The sequence below is a fragment of the Mesotoga sp. Brook.08.105.5.1 genome, assembly GCF_002752635.1.
Classification (GTDB): domain Bacteria; phylum Thermotogota; class Thermotogae; order Petrotogales; family Kosmotogaceae; genus Mesotoga.
This window is the reverse complement of record NZ_AYTW01000034.1, coordinates 1-14,639: the sequence shown is the minus strand read 5'-3', so window position 1 is coordinate 14,639 and position 14,639 is coordinate 1. Positions and strand designations below refer to the sequence as shown.

The 14,639-nt window shown below is 44.4% G+C and carries 11 protein-coding genes and 1 pseudogene; 7 read left to right on the top strand and 5 right to left on the bottom strand.

The window, feature by feature from the left end:
* Positions 1 to 407 precede the first annotated feature (407 nt).
* From V512_RS10740 to V512_RS10730, 3 genes are read right to left on the bottom strand one after another with little or no spacing between them, the layout of a single operon-like run.
* Entirely contained in the window at positions 408 to 758 is a 351-nt protein-coding gene (locus V512_RS10740) for a hypothetical protein (protein WP_133117343.1), read from the bottom strand.
* Between the two features lie 5 nt (positions 759 to 763).
* Positions 764 to 3,046 (bottom strand): hypothetical protein, encoded by a 2,283-nt coding sequence (locus V512_RS10735; protein ID WP_099830461.1) that lies wholly within the window; start codon positions 3,044 to 3,046, stop codon positions 764 to 766.
* 8 nt (positions 3,047 to 3,054) lie between these two features.
* Positions 3,055 to 3,591 carry a hypothetical protein gene (locus V512_RS10730; RefSeq protein WP_099830460.1) on the bottom strand — a complete coding sequence of 179 codons (537 nt, stop codon included), beginning with the start codon at positions 3,589 to 3,591 and terminating at the stop codon, positions 3,055 to 3,057.
* A 532-nt stretch (positions 3,592 to 4,123) separates the two neighbouring features.
* Between V512_RS10730 and V512_RS10725 the strand changes: the two genes are divergently transcribed.
* From V512_RS10725 to V512_RS10675, 7 genes are all read left to right on the top strand, one after another.
* Positions 4,124 to 4,309 carry a hypothetical protein gene (locus V512_RS10725; RefSeq protein WP_099830459.1) on the top strand — a complete coding sequence of 62 codons (186 nt, stop codon included), beginning with the start codon at positions 4,124 to 4,126 and terminating at the stop codon, positions 4,307 to 4,309.
* A 199-nt stretch (positions 4,310 to 4,508) separates the two neighbouring features.
* Positions 4,509 to 5,156, top strand: a complete 648-nt coding sequence (locus tag V512_RS10720; RefSeq protein ID WP_099830458.1) for an ATP-binding protein — start codon at positions 4,509 to 4,511, stop codon at positions 5,154 to 5,156.
* 543 nt (positions 5,157 to 5,699) lie between these two features.
* Positions 5,700 to 5,981, top strand: a complete 282-nt coding sequence (locus V512_RS10715; protein ID WP_099830457.1) for a hypothetical protein — start codon at positions 5,700 to 5,702, stop codon at positions 5,979 to 5,981.
* 470 nt (positions 5,982 to 6,451) lie between these two features.
* Entirely contained in the window at positions 6,452 to 7,168 is a 717-nt protein-coding gene (locus V512_RS10710) for a CBS domain-containing protein (RefSeq protein WP_099830456.1), read from the top strand.
* Positions 7,169 to 8,034: 866 nt separating this feature from the next.
* Positions 8,035 to 8,730 (top strand): cyclic nucleotide-binding domain-containing protein, encoded by a 696-nt coding sequence (locus V512_RS10700; protein ID WP_099830454.1) that lies wholly within the window; start codon positions 8,035 to 8,037, stop codon positions 8,728 to 8,730.
* Between the two features lie 7 nt (positions 8,731 to 8,737).
* Positions 8,738 to 9,178, top strand: coding sequence for a DMT family transporter (locus V512_RS10695; RefSeq protein ID WP_099830453.1), 441 nt, complete (start codon positions 8,738 to 8,740; stop codon positions 9,176 to 9,178).
* A 2,110-nt stretch (positions 9,179 to 11,288) separates the two neighbouring features.
* Positions 11,289 to 12,617: an ATP-binding protein gene (locus tag V512_RS10675; protein ID WP_099830449.1), complete on the top strand. Its 1,329-nt coding sequence runs from the start codon at positions 11,289 to 11,291 to the stop codon at positions 12,615 to 12,617.
* 816 nt (positions 12,618 to 13,433) lie between these two features.
* Here V512_RS10675 and V512_RS10670 read toward each other — a convergent pair.
* Together V512_RS10670 and V512_RS15140 are read right to left on the bottom strand one after the other, a co-directional pair.
* A complete protein-coding gene (locus tag V512_RS10670) occupies positions 13,434 to 13,994 on the bottom strand; it encodes a hypothetical protein (RefSeq protein ID WP_099830448.1) in 561 nt (186 codons plus the stop codon).
* A 450-nt stretch (positions 13,995 to 14,444) separates the two neighbouring features.
* Positions 14,445 to 14,633, bottom strand: a pseudogene (locus tag V512_RS15140) (IS256 family transposase); the annotation flags it as partial.
* Positions 14,634 to 14,639 lie beyond the last annotated feature (6 nt).

Sequence of the window (14,639 nt, the reverse complement as noted above, 5' to 3'; positions counted from 1 at the left end):
CGGCCGAGAACTCCTTCTCGAGATGGAAACATTAACTCAGGTACGATATTCAGGCAAGTACGGTCATATCCTTACTGAGATTACCAAACCACAACGCGAAATACTCCAGAGTCTGAAGATTCAACCAAACTCATAGGTATAATTTGTCCGGGAAATTAGGTTGTTGAAATCTCTCCTTCGCATACGATTCCTCCAATAAAGAAAAATAAAAAAAATTACCCGACAAGTGTTATGCAAGATCGTACCAGATTCATGCTTTTGAGAAGTACAGAGTCAGTGAAGTGACGAATGACAACCGTTTGAACAATAGAGCAGAACTGTTCAATAAGAAGAATAACACCTGTCAAAAGCCTACAGCAAGGACTTGCTATGGTTCTGGGTTGCCCAAAGGTAGCGCGAAAGAATCATCATTTCCAGGACCAGTTATCCTTGGGACTCACATAGAACCTCTGTCTCGAACTCCCGTGAATGGATGTCACTTCATGAACGTTTAGTGTTTCACTGAAATCTATGGCAATTTGTGAATCTATGCTTGCTATTCTCTGGAAGACGTCGCTGGTCTTCGAAAAGTCGGCTGTACTCTCTTTTTGCCACAGGTTAACTGCAGCCGAGACCGCAACATTTGTGTCTTTCACCAATGTGTATGTCTGACTTGTGAATTTCACCGCATAAGAGAATGAGGTGACCATAATAAGCAGAACAAAGACGCTAACTACAAGAGCAATGAGCATTTCTACAATCGAAAAACCCTTACTCAAAACCATCACCTCGCTCCAAATCCAAAAGCCATAAGTAGACTTGATTCGGGTGTTGCGACAGGCAAATCCTCATTTGAGTACAAACGATCATCATATACGTTGAATTCCTGAAAACCTTTTATTTTATTATTATTGCCATATGTATAAGTTGGACTTGCCGACTTGGCTACTATTGTCCCGAACACATGCCTGTAGCCCATGTCATTGAAGTCCTCATATTTCTCGATACGGAAGGACCCGGAGCCATTGTTTCCAAATGCAAAGATATTGGACATAATCTTGATGTTCTTATGATTCTTGTTTTCCTCGTAAGGCATATAGATGTCTTTATCAATAGCCACAAGGTTCAGCATGTCATTTGCATTGTTCTCAGAAACTAGGCGGTTCAAATCGACATTTGTTCCGATTAGTTCTTTGTTAAGGTATTGCTGAATATCGCTGTAAATATCGTTATATACTATGTCCCCGATAATCTTTATATTACCAGCCATGGAAATGAAGGAGTATCTGCCATCAACCAAAGACAATTTACTGCCGTGACCTGTGCCCTGAGGAAGGCCTCCTCCGCCAACCTTTATGTCATTTTCGCATATAAAAACGCCTGCATGCTGCATATCTATCGTTCCAAGATCCTGATCAAGCAGATTAACACTTCCTGCACCCTGTCCGGTCTTTGTGACAAAAAAGCTCTTCGCATTCCATGGAGGCAGACTATCGAATTCCGAGCTCTTTGTTATAACCACTTGAGCAACATCTCTCGAATTATTCCGGCTTTTCCTGCTCCAGCCGTTGTTGTTCTTCTCCCAAACCTCATACTCTTCGATATACCAGTACTCGTGAACAGAGTATTTCTCGCTCGTGTCGAAGCCGCTTAGATTGTATCTGGCAAAGATTTGCTGCCCGGAAAGAACATCTGTCAAAACCTCAACTGAACCATAGTCGAGCTTATTTATAGCATTAACGGTTATCTTATTATTGCCCGTTGAGACGTCTTCGATGTAATAATAACTATCGAAGAACTTGCCCTCATAAGTGATCGAAGTCGGTACAGCTCCTCCAAAAAAGACCCCAAGACTATTGTTGCCAATGGAAGAAGAGTTGAAATATGAATCTAGAACAGACTGAGAGGATACGACCCTATTGTTATCTATAAACCCCTGATAGTATGATTTCATCTCTCCAAACTTGCTTTCCATAGAGCTTTTGATATCGTCAGTCACATACGTGAGTCCAGACCGAAAGTACCAGGGAAAGTATTTAGTAAAAGCCTCAGCTTTTAGTGCGTCGGTTCCCGGTTCAAGCGTTTCTCCGGTTTCGCTTGTTAAAATCTCGCTCAAGACCAGATCGTTGCCATCCACCTGAAGCTGATTCGCTATAATAATCTTTGCTGGCTTACTACTACTGGCTCCAAAATACACATAGTACTTTGATCCGTACTCAGTCCAGGCAACGTACTGCTGGGCGCTTAGCAGTTCGCGATCTTTGACTCCATCGTTGTTTTCATCTATCCACAAAGTCTTTTTCTCAGGAGACCCGTTATAACCAAGTTGGTGGATCCTTGGCTTACGGTTCATCATATTTCCCACGAACGTTGCCCCTATCCCCTGACTGGCCGGATGTTCTTTCTCGGCTTCAGTTTTCGGGGGTACGTTTATCGCAACTCCTATACCACTTCCACCGTAGTAAGATGGTCCGTCCACAAACTCGCCAGGTCCATAATAAGCGTTTGATATACCATTGAGAAGAAAAACCGCCCAGTTACTGAAGTATCTCGGACTAATGAATCCCCAGAAGATACTCTCAGCAAAACCGGACCTTGTGACCCTAATTGTTGCAAGAAGCATATTCGGGAAAACCTTATGTGGTCTGACGACCACTTCTATATCGCCACCGGGAGTGAGCTCTTGGAGAGCAAGTGTCATCGTGGATGTGGGAAGATAGAATGAGTGTTGAAATTGATCAAAGGTCTGTAACCAGTACGTATCTTCAAGCGTGCCGTCTGACATCTTCTGTATCGTTGAGTTATACCATTCCGGAGCAGTATCGGTGGCAGAAAAAGTGTTTATGGCAGCAATGTTAAGCGCAGCAGAATCGCTGTACTTCTTCTGAAAATAACCCAGGAGTGCGAAGAACGTATTACCTGCATCCAGCTGATTCTCAAGTTTTCGTTGAGCAAGAGATATGTCTCTCGTCTTGGCATTCACAAAGCTGATCAAAGATGTCGATGAGATGGACACGAATAGAAGGAGCAGCAAAACTGTTGGAAGTATCATACCGATTCTCTTCATAAGAGCCCCTACTTAATCGCCAGCAAGTTAACGCTAGCGTAGTGATTTGTTCTTCCATAAAGGATCTGATAGTCGATTTCATTGCTTCCTAAGTTGAAACTGATTTCCAAACCCGGATATTGCTGTGTGGAAAAAGCTATCCTGCTTCCATTAAGCTCAAGAGTATTTATTTCGGACTCGGGAAAGTCTGATACTGAGAAATCCTTTTCCCAGACAAAGACAGCCCCGTTCTTAAAATAGACCTGTTTCGTAACATCATGGTGATTCAGCGGAATATCAACCTTATATCTTATTCCAACCACGTTCCCGGATTGCTTTACTGGCCTGACATAAGTCGATTCTGGTCCCGCCTTCATAAGCTCTTTCTGAAGAACAAGATCTATCCTGGATATAACTCCAAGCTCTTCAGTTTTTATTCTTACCTTTTCCGTTTCTCTGATTGATAAAGAGTATAGAAGCATGATCGCAATTAGCGATATCGAGGATATCGCCAAAACCATAATGGCTTCAGCAAGAGAAAACCCATATTTAACCTTGTATGTCAAATGAATCACCTCGCTAATTATCGTAGTGCAATCGCATGCCATAATAATAAACAACAATTCGAATAAAACTAATGATCAATTCGATAATTGATTTCAAGTGTTTCTTGTTTAGAAAATTAACCTGGCCGCAATCTTACAGAACAAACTGATAGGTGTCTCACCTTCCGTGAGTTAGACCGAGCAATAAATAGCGTGTTCGTGAGATTCGCCGTCATCCCAGGGCTCTTATCGGCGGAGGGCAATGAACTTTTCTCACGCTCTTTTGAACCAAGAATAAAGCTCCTAGCTCTGGAACGAAGAATCGCTCTTCTGCTCTTTAGATGGACGGCTCTTCACGCTCTGCACCTATCACTAATCAACAAACACCGCGCTTTCCAACCTAAACTGAGTCCGTATCCATCTTGAGCGAAATCGTTTTGTATGAGAACGCATATGTGCTAGTATCGTTTCATAGTGATACGAAATAGGAGGGAGCATTTTGAACACAGATGAGTTAATTCAATCGCTTGAAGAGATACAATAGAGAAAGGAGATGAGTCTGCCCTCCAGGTTAAGGCCTTACTTTGAAAAGATGGATATGAAGAACAGGGCAGTACTGGTCTTTGGGTCTCGTGGTGTTGGAAAGACCACATTCCTTTTGAACAGATTCAGAGCAGAAGAATACTCTACCTCTCCGCCGACAATCCTCTGGTCGCCACAACTGACCTCTGGAGTATAACGAGTACAGCATTTGTCAGGGGCTACGAGGCAATATCGTCGATGAAACTCACTATGCAAGGGACTGGAGCATTCATCTGAAGGCCATCTACGACGCCTATCCGACAAAGCTAATAATAGCAAGCGATAGTAGCAGCCTGATACTGAGACAGGGCATTGCGGATCTCTCCAGAAGATTCTCCAGAGTCCACATCCCCCTAATGTCTTTGAGAGAGTACATATATCTGAGAGACGGTGTGCTTTTGCCGCTACTCAATCCGTTCGCTCTCGACTCTTCTGTGGCCAAAGAGATAATGGGCAGTATTAACGTTCTGGCGGCTTTCGAGGAGTATCTTGACCGCGGATTCAGACCGTCTTATTTAGAGTGGGATTATAAAGAACAGATTGAACACATCATCGAAAAAACTATCCACGGTGATGTCCCGTTCTTTGTGGCTCAAATCTCAGATATTCACTTCAGATTGATGAGTGCCGTTCTGGGATTCCTAGCGATATCAAAAGTCCCTACCCTTAACATCGAGAGAATGTGTAGAGAGTGGGGAATAGGAAAGAGAAAACTCTATGAACTTCTCTCGATAATGGACGCAACAGGGATAATAAGGATAATATTCAAAGAGAATGACAATCGAACCTTCTCCAAAGGCGAGAAGATATTCTTCGGCGATCCCGCTTTCTACTACATAGGCGCAAAAAATACAGGCACAAGAAGAGAAGCTTATGTGGCCGAGGCCTTCGAAGATGCGGGTAGCAGAGTTTTTGCCTGTCCGGACGAGCAAAACGGGGACTTCCTGATAAACAAAACAGTCGTTGAAGTGGGCGGAAAAAACAAAAGAAGGCAGACTTCGTAATAAGAGACGATACAGATATTCCTCATCTAAACTGCATTCCGATGTGGACCCTTGGCTTCCAGTATTGATAAATGAAACAAGAGCGTACTCGCACGTTATAAGAACCGCAGTGGATTAAGCACAAGACCACGTGAAGGAGCGATTTCGAGACGTTCGCTGCGCTTCTGAGAAGACGAGAGTTCTCCTCTGGAGTATGTAAAAAAGATTGTGTAAACCCTCTAGAATGGAATAGAAGAATGGAGGGAAGAGAAGATGAAATTTGACAGAGAAAAGATCAAGTCGTTAATCGAGAAGAATGGATTTGAATGATGTAATTCTGATTTCTCAAACCATCATGACTTTTCGAAAGTTGCATGCAGGTGTTCAATTCTCACGATTCTTGAGACTCAAATGAGCTGGTTACTTGGGAAGTGCTCTTGCGATTTCACATTGAAATTACGGAAGTTTCTTCTCATCAGGCACTGTTTTGCATTGACTTTCGTGGAAGATGATGAGGATAAAGGATTATTCTCCTAATGAAGACAGGAAAGGAGATGGTGATTTATGAGGGAAAAAGAGAGGGAGATAGTCAAAAGACAAATCCGCGAGTTGCTTTCGGAATCCGCAAAACCCTATATTGATAAGAGAGCAGATATGATCCTAGAGAGCAACCTTCTTAAAGACGAAGAAATTTCTGAGCTGATTCAGGAAGGAAGAGCTTACACAATGGCAATTGCGCTCATAAACGACTGGTTGCTCACACTCCCTTATCCCCTGAAAGGGAAGGCGTACAAGAAACTCAAGAAAGTTCTCGATAGTTTGATGACACACCAAAATAATGGTTGATTGAGCACTTCCACATTGAATTAGATTTCCAATACCTCGCCTGATGAGAGCAACGCTTAGGTTTTTCACTCAGGATACAGAAATAGTAAACCGGTATACTGTTCTTTCTATGTGACTCGCACGGCAATAACATCGCAGTTAGGTTCTGTTTTCTGCTGAAGGGTTGTCATCCCCCGGCTCCTCTTTGAAATACGATAATTGCATTCGTTTCACGAAGTTGTGCGTGAATTGGGATAAGTGGATGGACCTTATGACACTGCTCGGAAAACAGATCTGCGAGTTCTGAAAAATCTGCAGTCACCAATGATATTCCTTTGTCAACTACGATTGTAGATCTGCAGTTCTTCCAATGCCCCCCTGTTTTGATATACTCTATTTAAGCAGAGAGTCGTCTCTCCAATTCTTGTCCTGTTCTGCTACCATTACTGGTTCTCTGCGATTGTAAGCGAAGTTCCATTCAGGAGGTCGATATGGACAATTCAGAGAGGTTTATGCAGGCCTTCAGATCGATAGAGGGTTATCTGAGGAAGATAAACGAAGATTACCGAATCGACGGCTTCGCAAGATCCTTGAGAGATGCATCAAAGAGCGACAAAACTCTGCGCAACTACCTCGACATACTACTCGAGTACGCCGAACTCCGAAATGCAATTGTCCACACGCTAACAAGTGATGGCAAACCTATTGCAGAACCGCATAAGGAAGTCGTAGAAAATATTGAACACGTTGCCGAAATGTTGAACGCTCCACCCAGGGTATCTACAATATTCAAATCAGGAAAAGTCGTTACAATCGACCTCAACGATACGGTTGACAAAGCCCTGAAGATCATAGGGGAGAAGTCATTCTCTCAGATTCCCGTCTATGAGGGAAGGCAATTCAGAGGAATTCTCACTACGAATGCGATCGCCAGGTGGATGGCCTTTGTTGGCGAAGAAGAGAGGGCGTGCATAAAAGATATGCCGATTCGAGCCGTGATGGACTATGCGGAAGAAGACGAGGCAGTCGAATTTGTTAGCAGAAAAGCGACTCTCTTCGAAATCGCAGCTTCATTCAGCGAGTTCAGTGCCCTGGGAAAAAGGCTTGAGGCGATACTTGTAACTGAAAACGGAAAAAGAAGCGAGACTCCTCTGCAGATAATCACCATCTGGGATATCCCGCTCATATCTGAGACTCTAAACTCCTGAGAGAAAATACAGACAAAGCCAGACATCGAATACCGGAAGGAAAGGTCTTAAATCATAATACCATCTCCTGGCTCTATTCAAGCTGTACAATAGTTAGAATCATTCTTCTCAAGAAGTGACTAGATGTCACAAGCAGATTGCACTCTTTCATGAAATTGAATTGTCTTTCCAATAATCCATCATTGGAGAAACTTGAACCACAAAATCCCTGCACGATCCTTGGAGTAACATCTTGGAACAGACTCCTCTGTGGAATTGCGTTCTCGCATTCAAATACTAAAGTCAACTGAATGTAAAAAAGTGAGTCTGTCACGAAATTATTCAACCGGCAATTACCCTGAAATCAAACTGAACAGAACCTCTTCTTATTGGAGTCAGACCAGTTCGAATGATTCTTGCTCAATCGCTGTTAACGCTATCGTAGAATGTAAGCGCTTTTCCAGAATGACGGGATGTGATGTTTTCCAAATAACCTGAAGCCGTCATCCCGAGTTACTCTGATATCAATCCCTTTCTTTGTCATCCTGAAGTGCTCCTGTTCAGGATCTCGCCCTAAGAGCCGCTGTGCGCTTAAAAACGAAGACCCGCTGGACGCTGGGAAGAGCCGTAATTCGTTGTCCGTCCCAGATCATGAACCCGTCCTTGGGTTGGGAAGAGCCTGAGGTCAGAGGCAAGAGGTCGGAAGAGCGAAGCGTCGTCGATTGCCCAAGAACAAAGAATAGATCCTCGCTCCGGAACGAACAATGGGTTTTCCTCCTCCGCGACGGAGAACTGTCGACAGTGAACCCGCAGGCGAGTCTTAATAGACATCTGTCCTATATCTTAAACTTGCGCTGGTAATATACTCTTATGCAGGAGGGTTGTTCATGAAGGTAATTGGAGACAGAAAACAAACCACGGAATACTTGTCGAGATTCGATCTGGCAGCGCTTCTAGACAAAGCTGTTATAGATCAGTTTGAGCTGCACAGATTCGAGAGAGGCGAAGACATTTTCACCATAGATGAGCGGCCAGAGTACCTCTACTTTCTTGTGAAAGGAAAGGTCAAGGTTTCGATCCTCTTGAGAAATGGCAACAGGGTATTGCTTAGATTCTGCGTCCCTCTTTCTTTGCTCGGCGACCTGGAAATAGCCAATGACTTCGCTGTCAGGTCTTCGGTTTCGGCAGTCTCGGAATCTGAACTTCTGGCTCTGAGGCTTTCCAGGGTAAGAGAGAATCTGATGAGCAATCCTGCCGTCCTGAGATTGATCATTCGCGAACTGTCTTTCAAGCTTTATCATAATGCCGTCGTGAAGACATTGACTTCATCGGCCCCGCTAAAGACGAGAATCGCAACTTATCTCCTGCTAATGACCTCAGATGAAAGGAATGAAAGAATGCTGGATGAACTGGAAACTGAAAGTCAAGCTGAGATCGCCGAGCTTCTGGGGGCTAGCTACCGCCATGTAAACAGGGTTTTGAACGAACTGGGTCGAGAGGGAATATTGAGAGTCAGTAGATCACAGATAAAGATCGTCGACTTCGACAAACTCAAGAATCTTGCCTCGGATCTGTACGGGTGAATGAAAAATGATTAAGGGTATTCTATTTTCCGTGACTGCAGGCATAGTTATCGCCATGCAGAGCGTGTTTAGTGCGAGACTTAGCGAAAAAGTCGGCTTTTTTGGCTCTAATTTCTTCATACATGGTACTGGTTTTCTCCTTGCTTCATTTCTTCTACTGCTTTTCGGAAGAGGCGAGCTTAGCATCGAATCGATCAAAGGACTGAATCCAATCTATGCAACTTCGGGGTTCATAGGCGTTCTAATTATCTTTAGCATTGCACAAGGCGTATCAGCTCTTGGCGCCAGCAGAGGAATTGTGATAATTGTTATCACACAGATAATTTTCGCATTGGTAATAAATGTCTTGGGTTTGTTCGGTGAAACACCTCTTCACCTGACTCCAGCGAAAATTACAGGCCTGTTCCTAATGCTTTTCGGGGTCCTGATTTATCAGCTATCAAAGTGAGAACGATGAGATGCAGCTTTTCGATACCCCAGCCCCGAATATAATTCGGGATCAGGGCTTTTCAACCACCGTGGTTGGGGGTAGCGGGTTCGTGTGTGTAGGAAAGAGCAAGAGAACCTGGTTGACCGTTGAACGGTTCACCGTTTGCCGAGAAAAGCATCAGTTGCAAGTTCCAAGATGCAAGTTGTAAGAAAAAGCAAAAGGCCGGGGGGTTGGGGGTAGCGGGTTCGTGGTAGGAAAGAGCAAGAGAACCTGGTTTACCGTTGAACGGTTCTTCGAGGAGAACCCGTTGTTCGTTCCAGAGCGAGTATCTGTTCTTCGTTCTTGGTTAAGGCAAAAAACCACGAATGGCATTATGATCTTCGATCTTATCCAAGGACGGGTTTATGCTCCTTGGACGCCGGACGGCTCTCAATGCCCTTACGAGACCCGAGACTTATTACCCGAGATCCGGTTCGTACCAGGAACTTGGACACGAAGTGTCGGAACGAAGAACTTAGGTGCAAAGCACCAGAACAATGGACTTCTCTCTTTGCTAAGAACCTGGACGCGCAGTATCGGAAAGATGAACCACTCTGCATGTCTTGATCCTAAATCCCCGCTTGAGCGGGGGGGACCGCTTGCGGTGGGGAGTGTGCTCTTTGAAATGCCTCTCACATCGTTTTTCGCTTTTTGTTTTGTCATCCCGTAGTGGTCTTGTACGGGATCTCGCCCTGAAGAGCTGCTGTACACCAGAAGTTCCGCTGCACGCTTAAGAACAAGAACCCGCTGATCGCTTGTAAAAGCTCAGTTGCAAGTTCCAAGATGCAAGTTGTAAGAAAAAGGGGGAAGACCGGGGTTGGGGGTAGCGGTTCGTGGTAGGAAAGAGCAAGAGAACCTGGTTTACCGTTGAACGGTTCTTCGAGGAGAACCCGTTGTTCGTTCCAGAGCGAGTATCTGTTCTTCGTTCTTGGTTAAGGCAAAAAACCACGAATGGCATTATGATCTTCGATCTTATCCAAGGACGGGTTTATGCTCTTGGACGCTGGACGGCTCTCAATGCTCTTACGAGACCCGTGACCCATTACCCAAGATCCGGTTCGTACCAGGAACTTGGACACGAAGTGTCGGAACGAAGAACTTAGGTGCAAAGCACCAGAACAATGATCTTCTCTCTTTCTTTGCTAAGAACCTGGACGCGCAGTGTCGGAAAGATGAACCACTCTGCATGTCTTGATCCTAAATCCCCGCTTGAGCGGGGGGGACCGCTTGCGGTGGGGAGTGTGCTCTTTGAAATGCCTCTCACATCGTTTTTCGCTTTTTTGTTTTGTCATCCCGTAGTGGTCTTGTACGGGATCTCGCCCTGAAGAGCCGCTTCACGCTTAAGAACGAGGACCCGCTGATCGCTGGAAGAGCCGCTGTACGCTTAAAAACGGTGAACCCGCTGATCGCTGGAAGAGCCGCTTCACGCTTAAGAACGAGGACCCGCTGATCGCTTGTAAAAGCTCAGTTGCAAGTTCCAAGATGCAAGTTGTAAGAAAAAGCAAAAGGCCGGGGTTGGGGGTAGCGGGTTCGTGGTAGGAAAGAACACGTTGAACCATCAAGAGCTTCCCTGCGAAGCGAAACTGGCCTTTGCGAAGCAAAGACTGGCCAGGCGAAGCCTGACTGGCCTGCGCAGCAGACTAACTTCTGAAGAGCCGCTGCACGCTTAAGAATGAAGGCTCGCTGCCGGTGATTGGTCCAATATGGAGTTTTACAACAAACAAGTAATTCTATCTGGCAGAATGTTGTGTGGAAACCCCGGAGTTTGCCGGAATTTCCGAAAATCATCAAACATCGTCATTCATTAGCGGCTTTCCCGCAGCTCTCACTGCGTCAACTAACAATGGCTTTTTGGAAATTCCTCTATGCATCATTCCTGTGAGACTCTCACTATATAATTCCCGTACCGACCCTTCGTAACTGCTTACTCTGTCATCCCGAACTTGTTTCGGGATCTGGGATTTCGAAGGGGCCTTAAATTCCTTATAATAATCTTTCCACAGAAATGAATTGAAATACTGTTCTATATACTGGTCACTTATGCTAAAATGTGTTTGTTATAAAGGTCATTAATTGACAGGTGGTTAATATGACAGATCAACAGATGTTTTCCGTCCTTGCAAGATGGAATTACTGGGAAGATCGATCCCTTCCGGACCTTGTTTACAGAAGAGAGGTCGGTGAGATTGAAGAATTTCTTGACAGCAATTTCGTGCAGATCGTAAAAGGGCCTCGAAGATCCGGCAAATCATCTCTTCTTAAGATTGTGTACAGAAAGCTCCTGGAATCTGTTGATAAACTCTCCTTTCTGTTCTTGAACCTTGAAGATGTTTCTCTTTCAATGGAAGAGAAAACACCTGTCCTTCTTGAAAAACTCTACAGGCTTTACAGGCAGAGAGTCAATCCCGTTGGAAAAACCTACATGTTTGTCGATGAAATCCAGCATATACGAGGCTGGGAGCAATGGATAGAGACTTACAGGGAGTCCGGAGAGGTCAAATTCATTGTTACCGGCTCATCTTCAAAGCTTTCTTCCAAGGAGTTTGGAACGCTGTTGACAGGAAGGCACATAGATCTGACTCTGTTGCCCTTTTCATTCGCAGACTTTGTGCGATCAAAGGGAATTGAAGTCTCCTCGCTTTCAATTGAACTCAAGAGTGATCTCATCAAGAATCTGCTGTTCAGTTATTTGGATTCTGGAGGCTTTCCTGAGATTCTCTTGAACTTCCCGGAAGAAAACGGGACAAAGATTCTCGAGGCATATTTCGACGACATCATATACAGGGACATCGTAGAGCGTTGGAATATCAGAGACGTTCTGCTTACAAAGAGAATCGCGCTCTATGCTCTGAAGAGCAGCGGAAATCTCTTGAGCTACAGAAAAATACAGAAGGCTCTCGAACAGACCTCGGGAAAGACTTCAACCAGCACAATTTCAGAGAACATGTCGCACCTATCGGAAACATACATATTGTTTGAAGTAGAGCTTCATACGAATTCCGTCAAGAAAGCCCTAATCAACCCAAGAAAAGTATATTCCGTCGACACTGGCCTGAGAAAAGCCGTTGTCAAGCCGCTCACTGAAGATTTTGGAAAAGATGGAGAGAACATTGTCTTTCTAGAGCTCTTGAGGCGGGGCTATGAAGTGACTTTCTGGAAGACTGACAAAACCGAAGTTGATTTCGTCGCCTCTGGAAGAACTGGCGATCTGGTCATCAATGTCACAATGTCAAATCTGGATGATCTCGATTTGAGAGAACGTGAACTTCGGGGATTACTCGAATTCGAGGGCGAGAGATCCCGCAGGATACTTCTAAACAGCGACATTGAAGACACGCTGAAGATTCACGACAAGACCATTGAGCTGATTCCTCTCTGGAAATGGCTTCTTATTGAGGATTTCCTCCCAAGCAGATAATCTGCACTATTTCTGACAGGTTTTCGCAAACGCAAAGGGCTTCAACTGAACTCAACGATCTGCTGGGTTTTCAGACAGATTCATTTGGAAAGATGCCTTCTGTCCTCTCAAGCGCTCTCCATGATATCCATGGACTGGTTCATGATCCGGGACCAACTAAGGACGGCTCTTCACAGCGGCCAGCGTGTTATATCAAGCGATGAGCGAGTCTTTTCATGTACAGCGGCTCCTTTATCGGCAGTTTATCGGAAATGAGAGTTGACGTCGACTCGCGAAATGTGTCAGTGGCAGGAATCATTAATAAGAGATCAATTTCGAAGATGAAGCAGCGGTCACCAGAATACGAAAACGGAAGTGACTGCGCTTCGATTCATTTTCCATCATTCTGAATTATCACTATGCCTCTCACTGCTTTCATAACTCTATTGCCTAGTTTTCAAATCGGACAAAATCTCAGACATAAGGCTGCTCTCACGATCTGAAAGTAACTTCGAACAGCTGGAGAGAACCCATTGCAGAGAAAGAGGTCCGCACGCTGTATATAAATTCTGAACAATTGATGCAGCTATGCATTCCTCCCTAGAAGATCTCTGCAGCGATAGTATAGAATAGTGTTCTTTATACTGTACATTTCTGGCACTATCTGTTCGTTATAGAGGTCATTAACTGCAGAGTGGTCTATCCTCACTCATATAACAGTGGTTGGGCTACGAATGAAAAAGGGTGAAAAGTCGATTATTCACTTGTTGTAAAGATAAAGATATGTGTCCGCCTTTCTTCAATAATGCCAGCTTCTGTTCGTCTTCGCCCAAACCGTCACTTTCCCAGACCCCGTTCGATGAAGTCTTCCATTTCCTGTATATACTCAGGATTATTGCAGGCTTTCTTCCAGTCATCCAAGATCCTTTCGAAAAGCTCATCTGGAGCATCCTCGGCCCAGTCTTTGAACTGAGATGTCGATTCTTTGTCGAACTGGTTTATTCCTTTCAGAATGCCCATGCAGTATTTCTTCGCCTCGTTGTCCAGTGAAAGGTCGAAATATCTGTTCAGTTCATTTATGAATGGTTCTAGAGCCTCTTCAAACATTTCCCACGCTCTATCTGACGGTTCCACATACCCATACCTCATGCTGCCTGATTGTTCCCAGAGATCCTCAACTTCAATTCCTTCCAACGCATAGTAAACTTGAGAAGCAACGTTCTCGACATCTATATCGCGCAGGTATTCCAATGCGATTTGTTCAATACGTTTTGCAATGCTCCGATCTTCGTTGGCCAAGGCTTTCAGTATAAGAAGAGCATCATGACCGCTGATTTTGTCAAGAACCTTCTTTTTCTTAGTTACTGCTCGAGATTGCTTCTTGCTCCTATCCGCCATGATTCCACCTCAACACCCGAGTCGTTATTCTCAGAAGATACTGGATAACTTGATTATAACTCTCTTACAGTGAGTTCTAATTACTGTGATCTCCATTGGGATCATGATCAGTGCGGAGGGTTCAACACAGGAGAGGCGAATGAAATAAATGTGCTGATGTCTGAACGCAGAATCATTAACAGACTCGTTTTTTTCAGAGACGTGGTTGGAGGGATTCCGTGGTTGCGGGTACGAAAGAACAAGGTTAGTCTGGTTCGCAGTTGAACGGCTCACCGTTCGCCGCGGATAATCAGTTCTTCGTTCCAGAGCGAGTATCTGTTCTTCGTTCTTGGGCAATCGACGACGACGAGGCGGATCAGAGGTAAGGGGAATGAGGCTAGAGGTAAGAAAATCAAGATCGGTTCTGTCTCTTTTTTTGTGTAAACCCCTTTTTTGTAATGGGTTTAAGAATCAGCTTATGTACTTAGCTAATCTTTCATACTTTATCACAAGTTGAGTAAGGATCTTTGACCATTCAAGGGTTCTTACTGTCCATTTCTTTGTTATATTTATTATTGCTAGATAAGCCATCTTTAAAAGAGAAGTATCCGTAGGAAAGACTCCCTTATTCTTCGTTACCTTCCTCAGTTGACAATTGACGATTCA

What these genes read in the sequence shown, in the direction of transcription:
- V512_RS10710 (WP_099830456.1), top strand. Translation starts at nt 6,452, where the DNA reads ATGGACAATTCAGAGAGGTTTATGCAGGCCTTCAGATCGATAGAGGGT.
- V512_RS10675 (WP_099830449.1), top strand. Translation starts at nt 11,289, where the DNA reads ATGACAGATCAACAGATGTTTTCCGTCCTTGCAAGATGGAATTACTGG.
- V512_RS10695 (WP_099830453.1), top strand. Translation starts at nt 8,738, where the DNA reads ATGATTAAGGGTATTCTATTTTCCGTGACTGCAGGCATAGTTATCGCC.
- V512_RS10725 (WP_099830459.1), top strand. Translation starts at nt 4,124, where the DNA reads ATGAGTCTGCCCTCCAGGTTAAGGCCTTACTTTGAAAAGATGGATATG.
- V512_RS10670 (WP_099830448.1), bottom strand. Translation starts at nt 13,994, where the DNA reads ATGGCGGATAGGAGCAAGAAGCAATCTCGAGCAGTAACTAAGAAAAAG.
- V512_RS10715 (WP_099830457.1), top strand. Translation starts at nt 5,700, where the DNA reads ATGAGGGAAAAAGAGAGGGAGATAGTCAAAAGACAAATCCGCGAGTTG.
- V512_RS10700 (WP_099830454.1), top strand. Translation starts at nt 8,035, where the DNA reads ATGAAGGTAATTGGAGACAGAAAACAAACCACGGAATACTTGTCGAGA.
- V512_RS10735 (WP_099830461.1), bottom strand. Translation starts at nt 3,046, where the DNA reads ATGAAGAGAATCGGTATGATACTTCCAACAGTTTTGCTGCTCCTTCTA.
- V512_RS10720 (WP_099830458.1), top strand. Translation starts at nt 4,509, where the DNA reads ATGTCTTTGAGAGAGTACATATATCTGAGAGACGGTGTGCTTTTGCCG.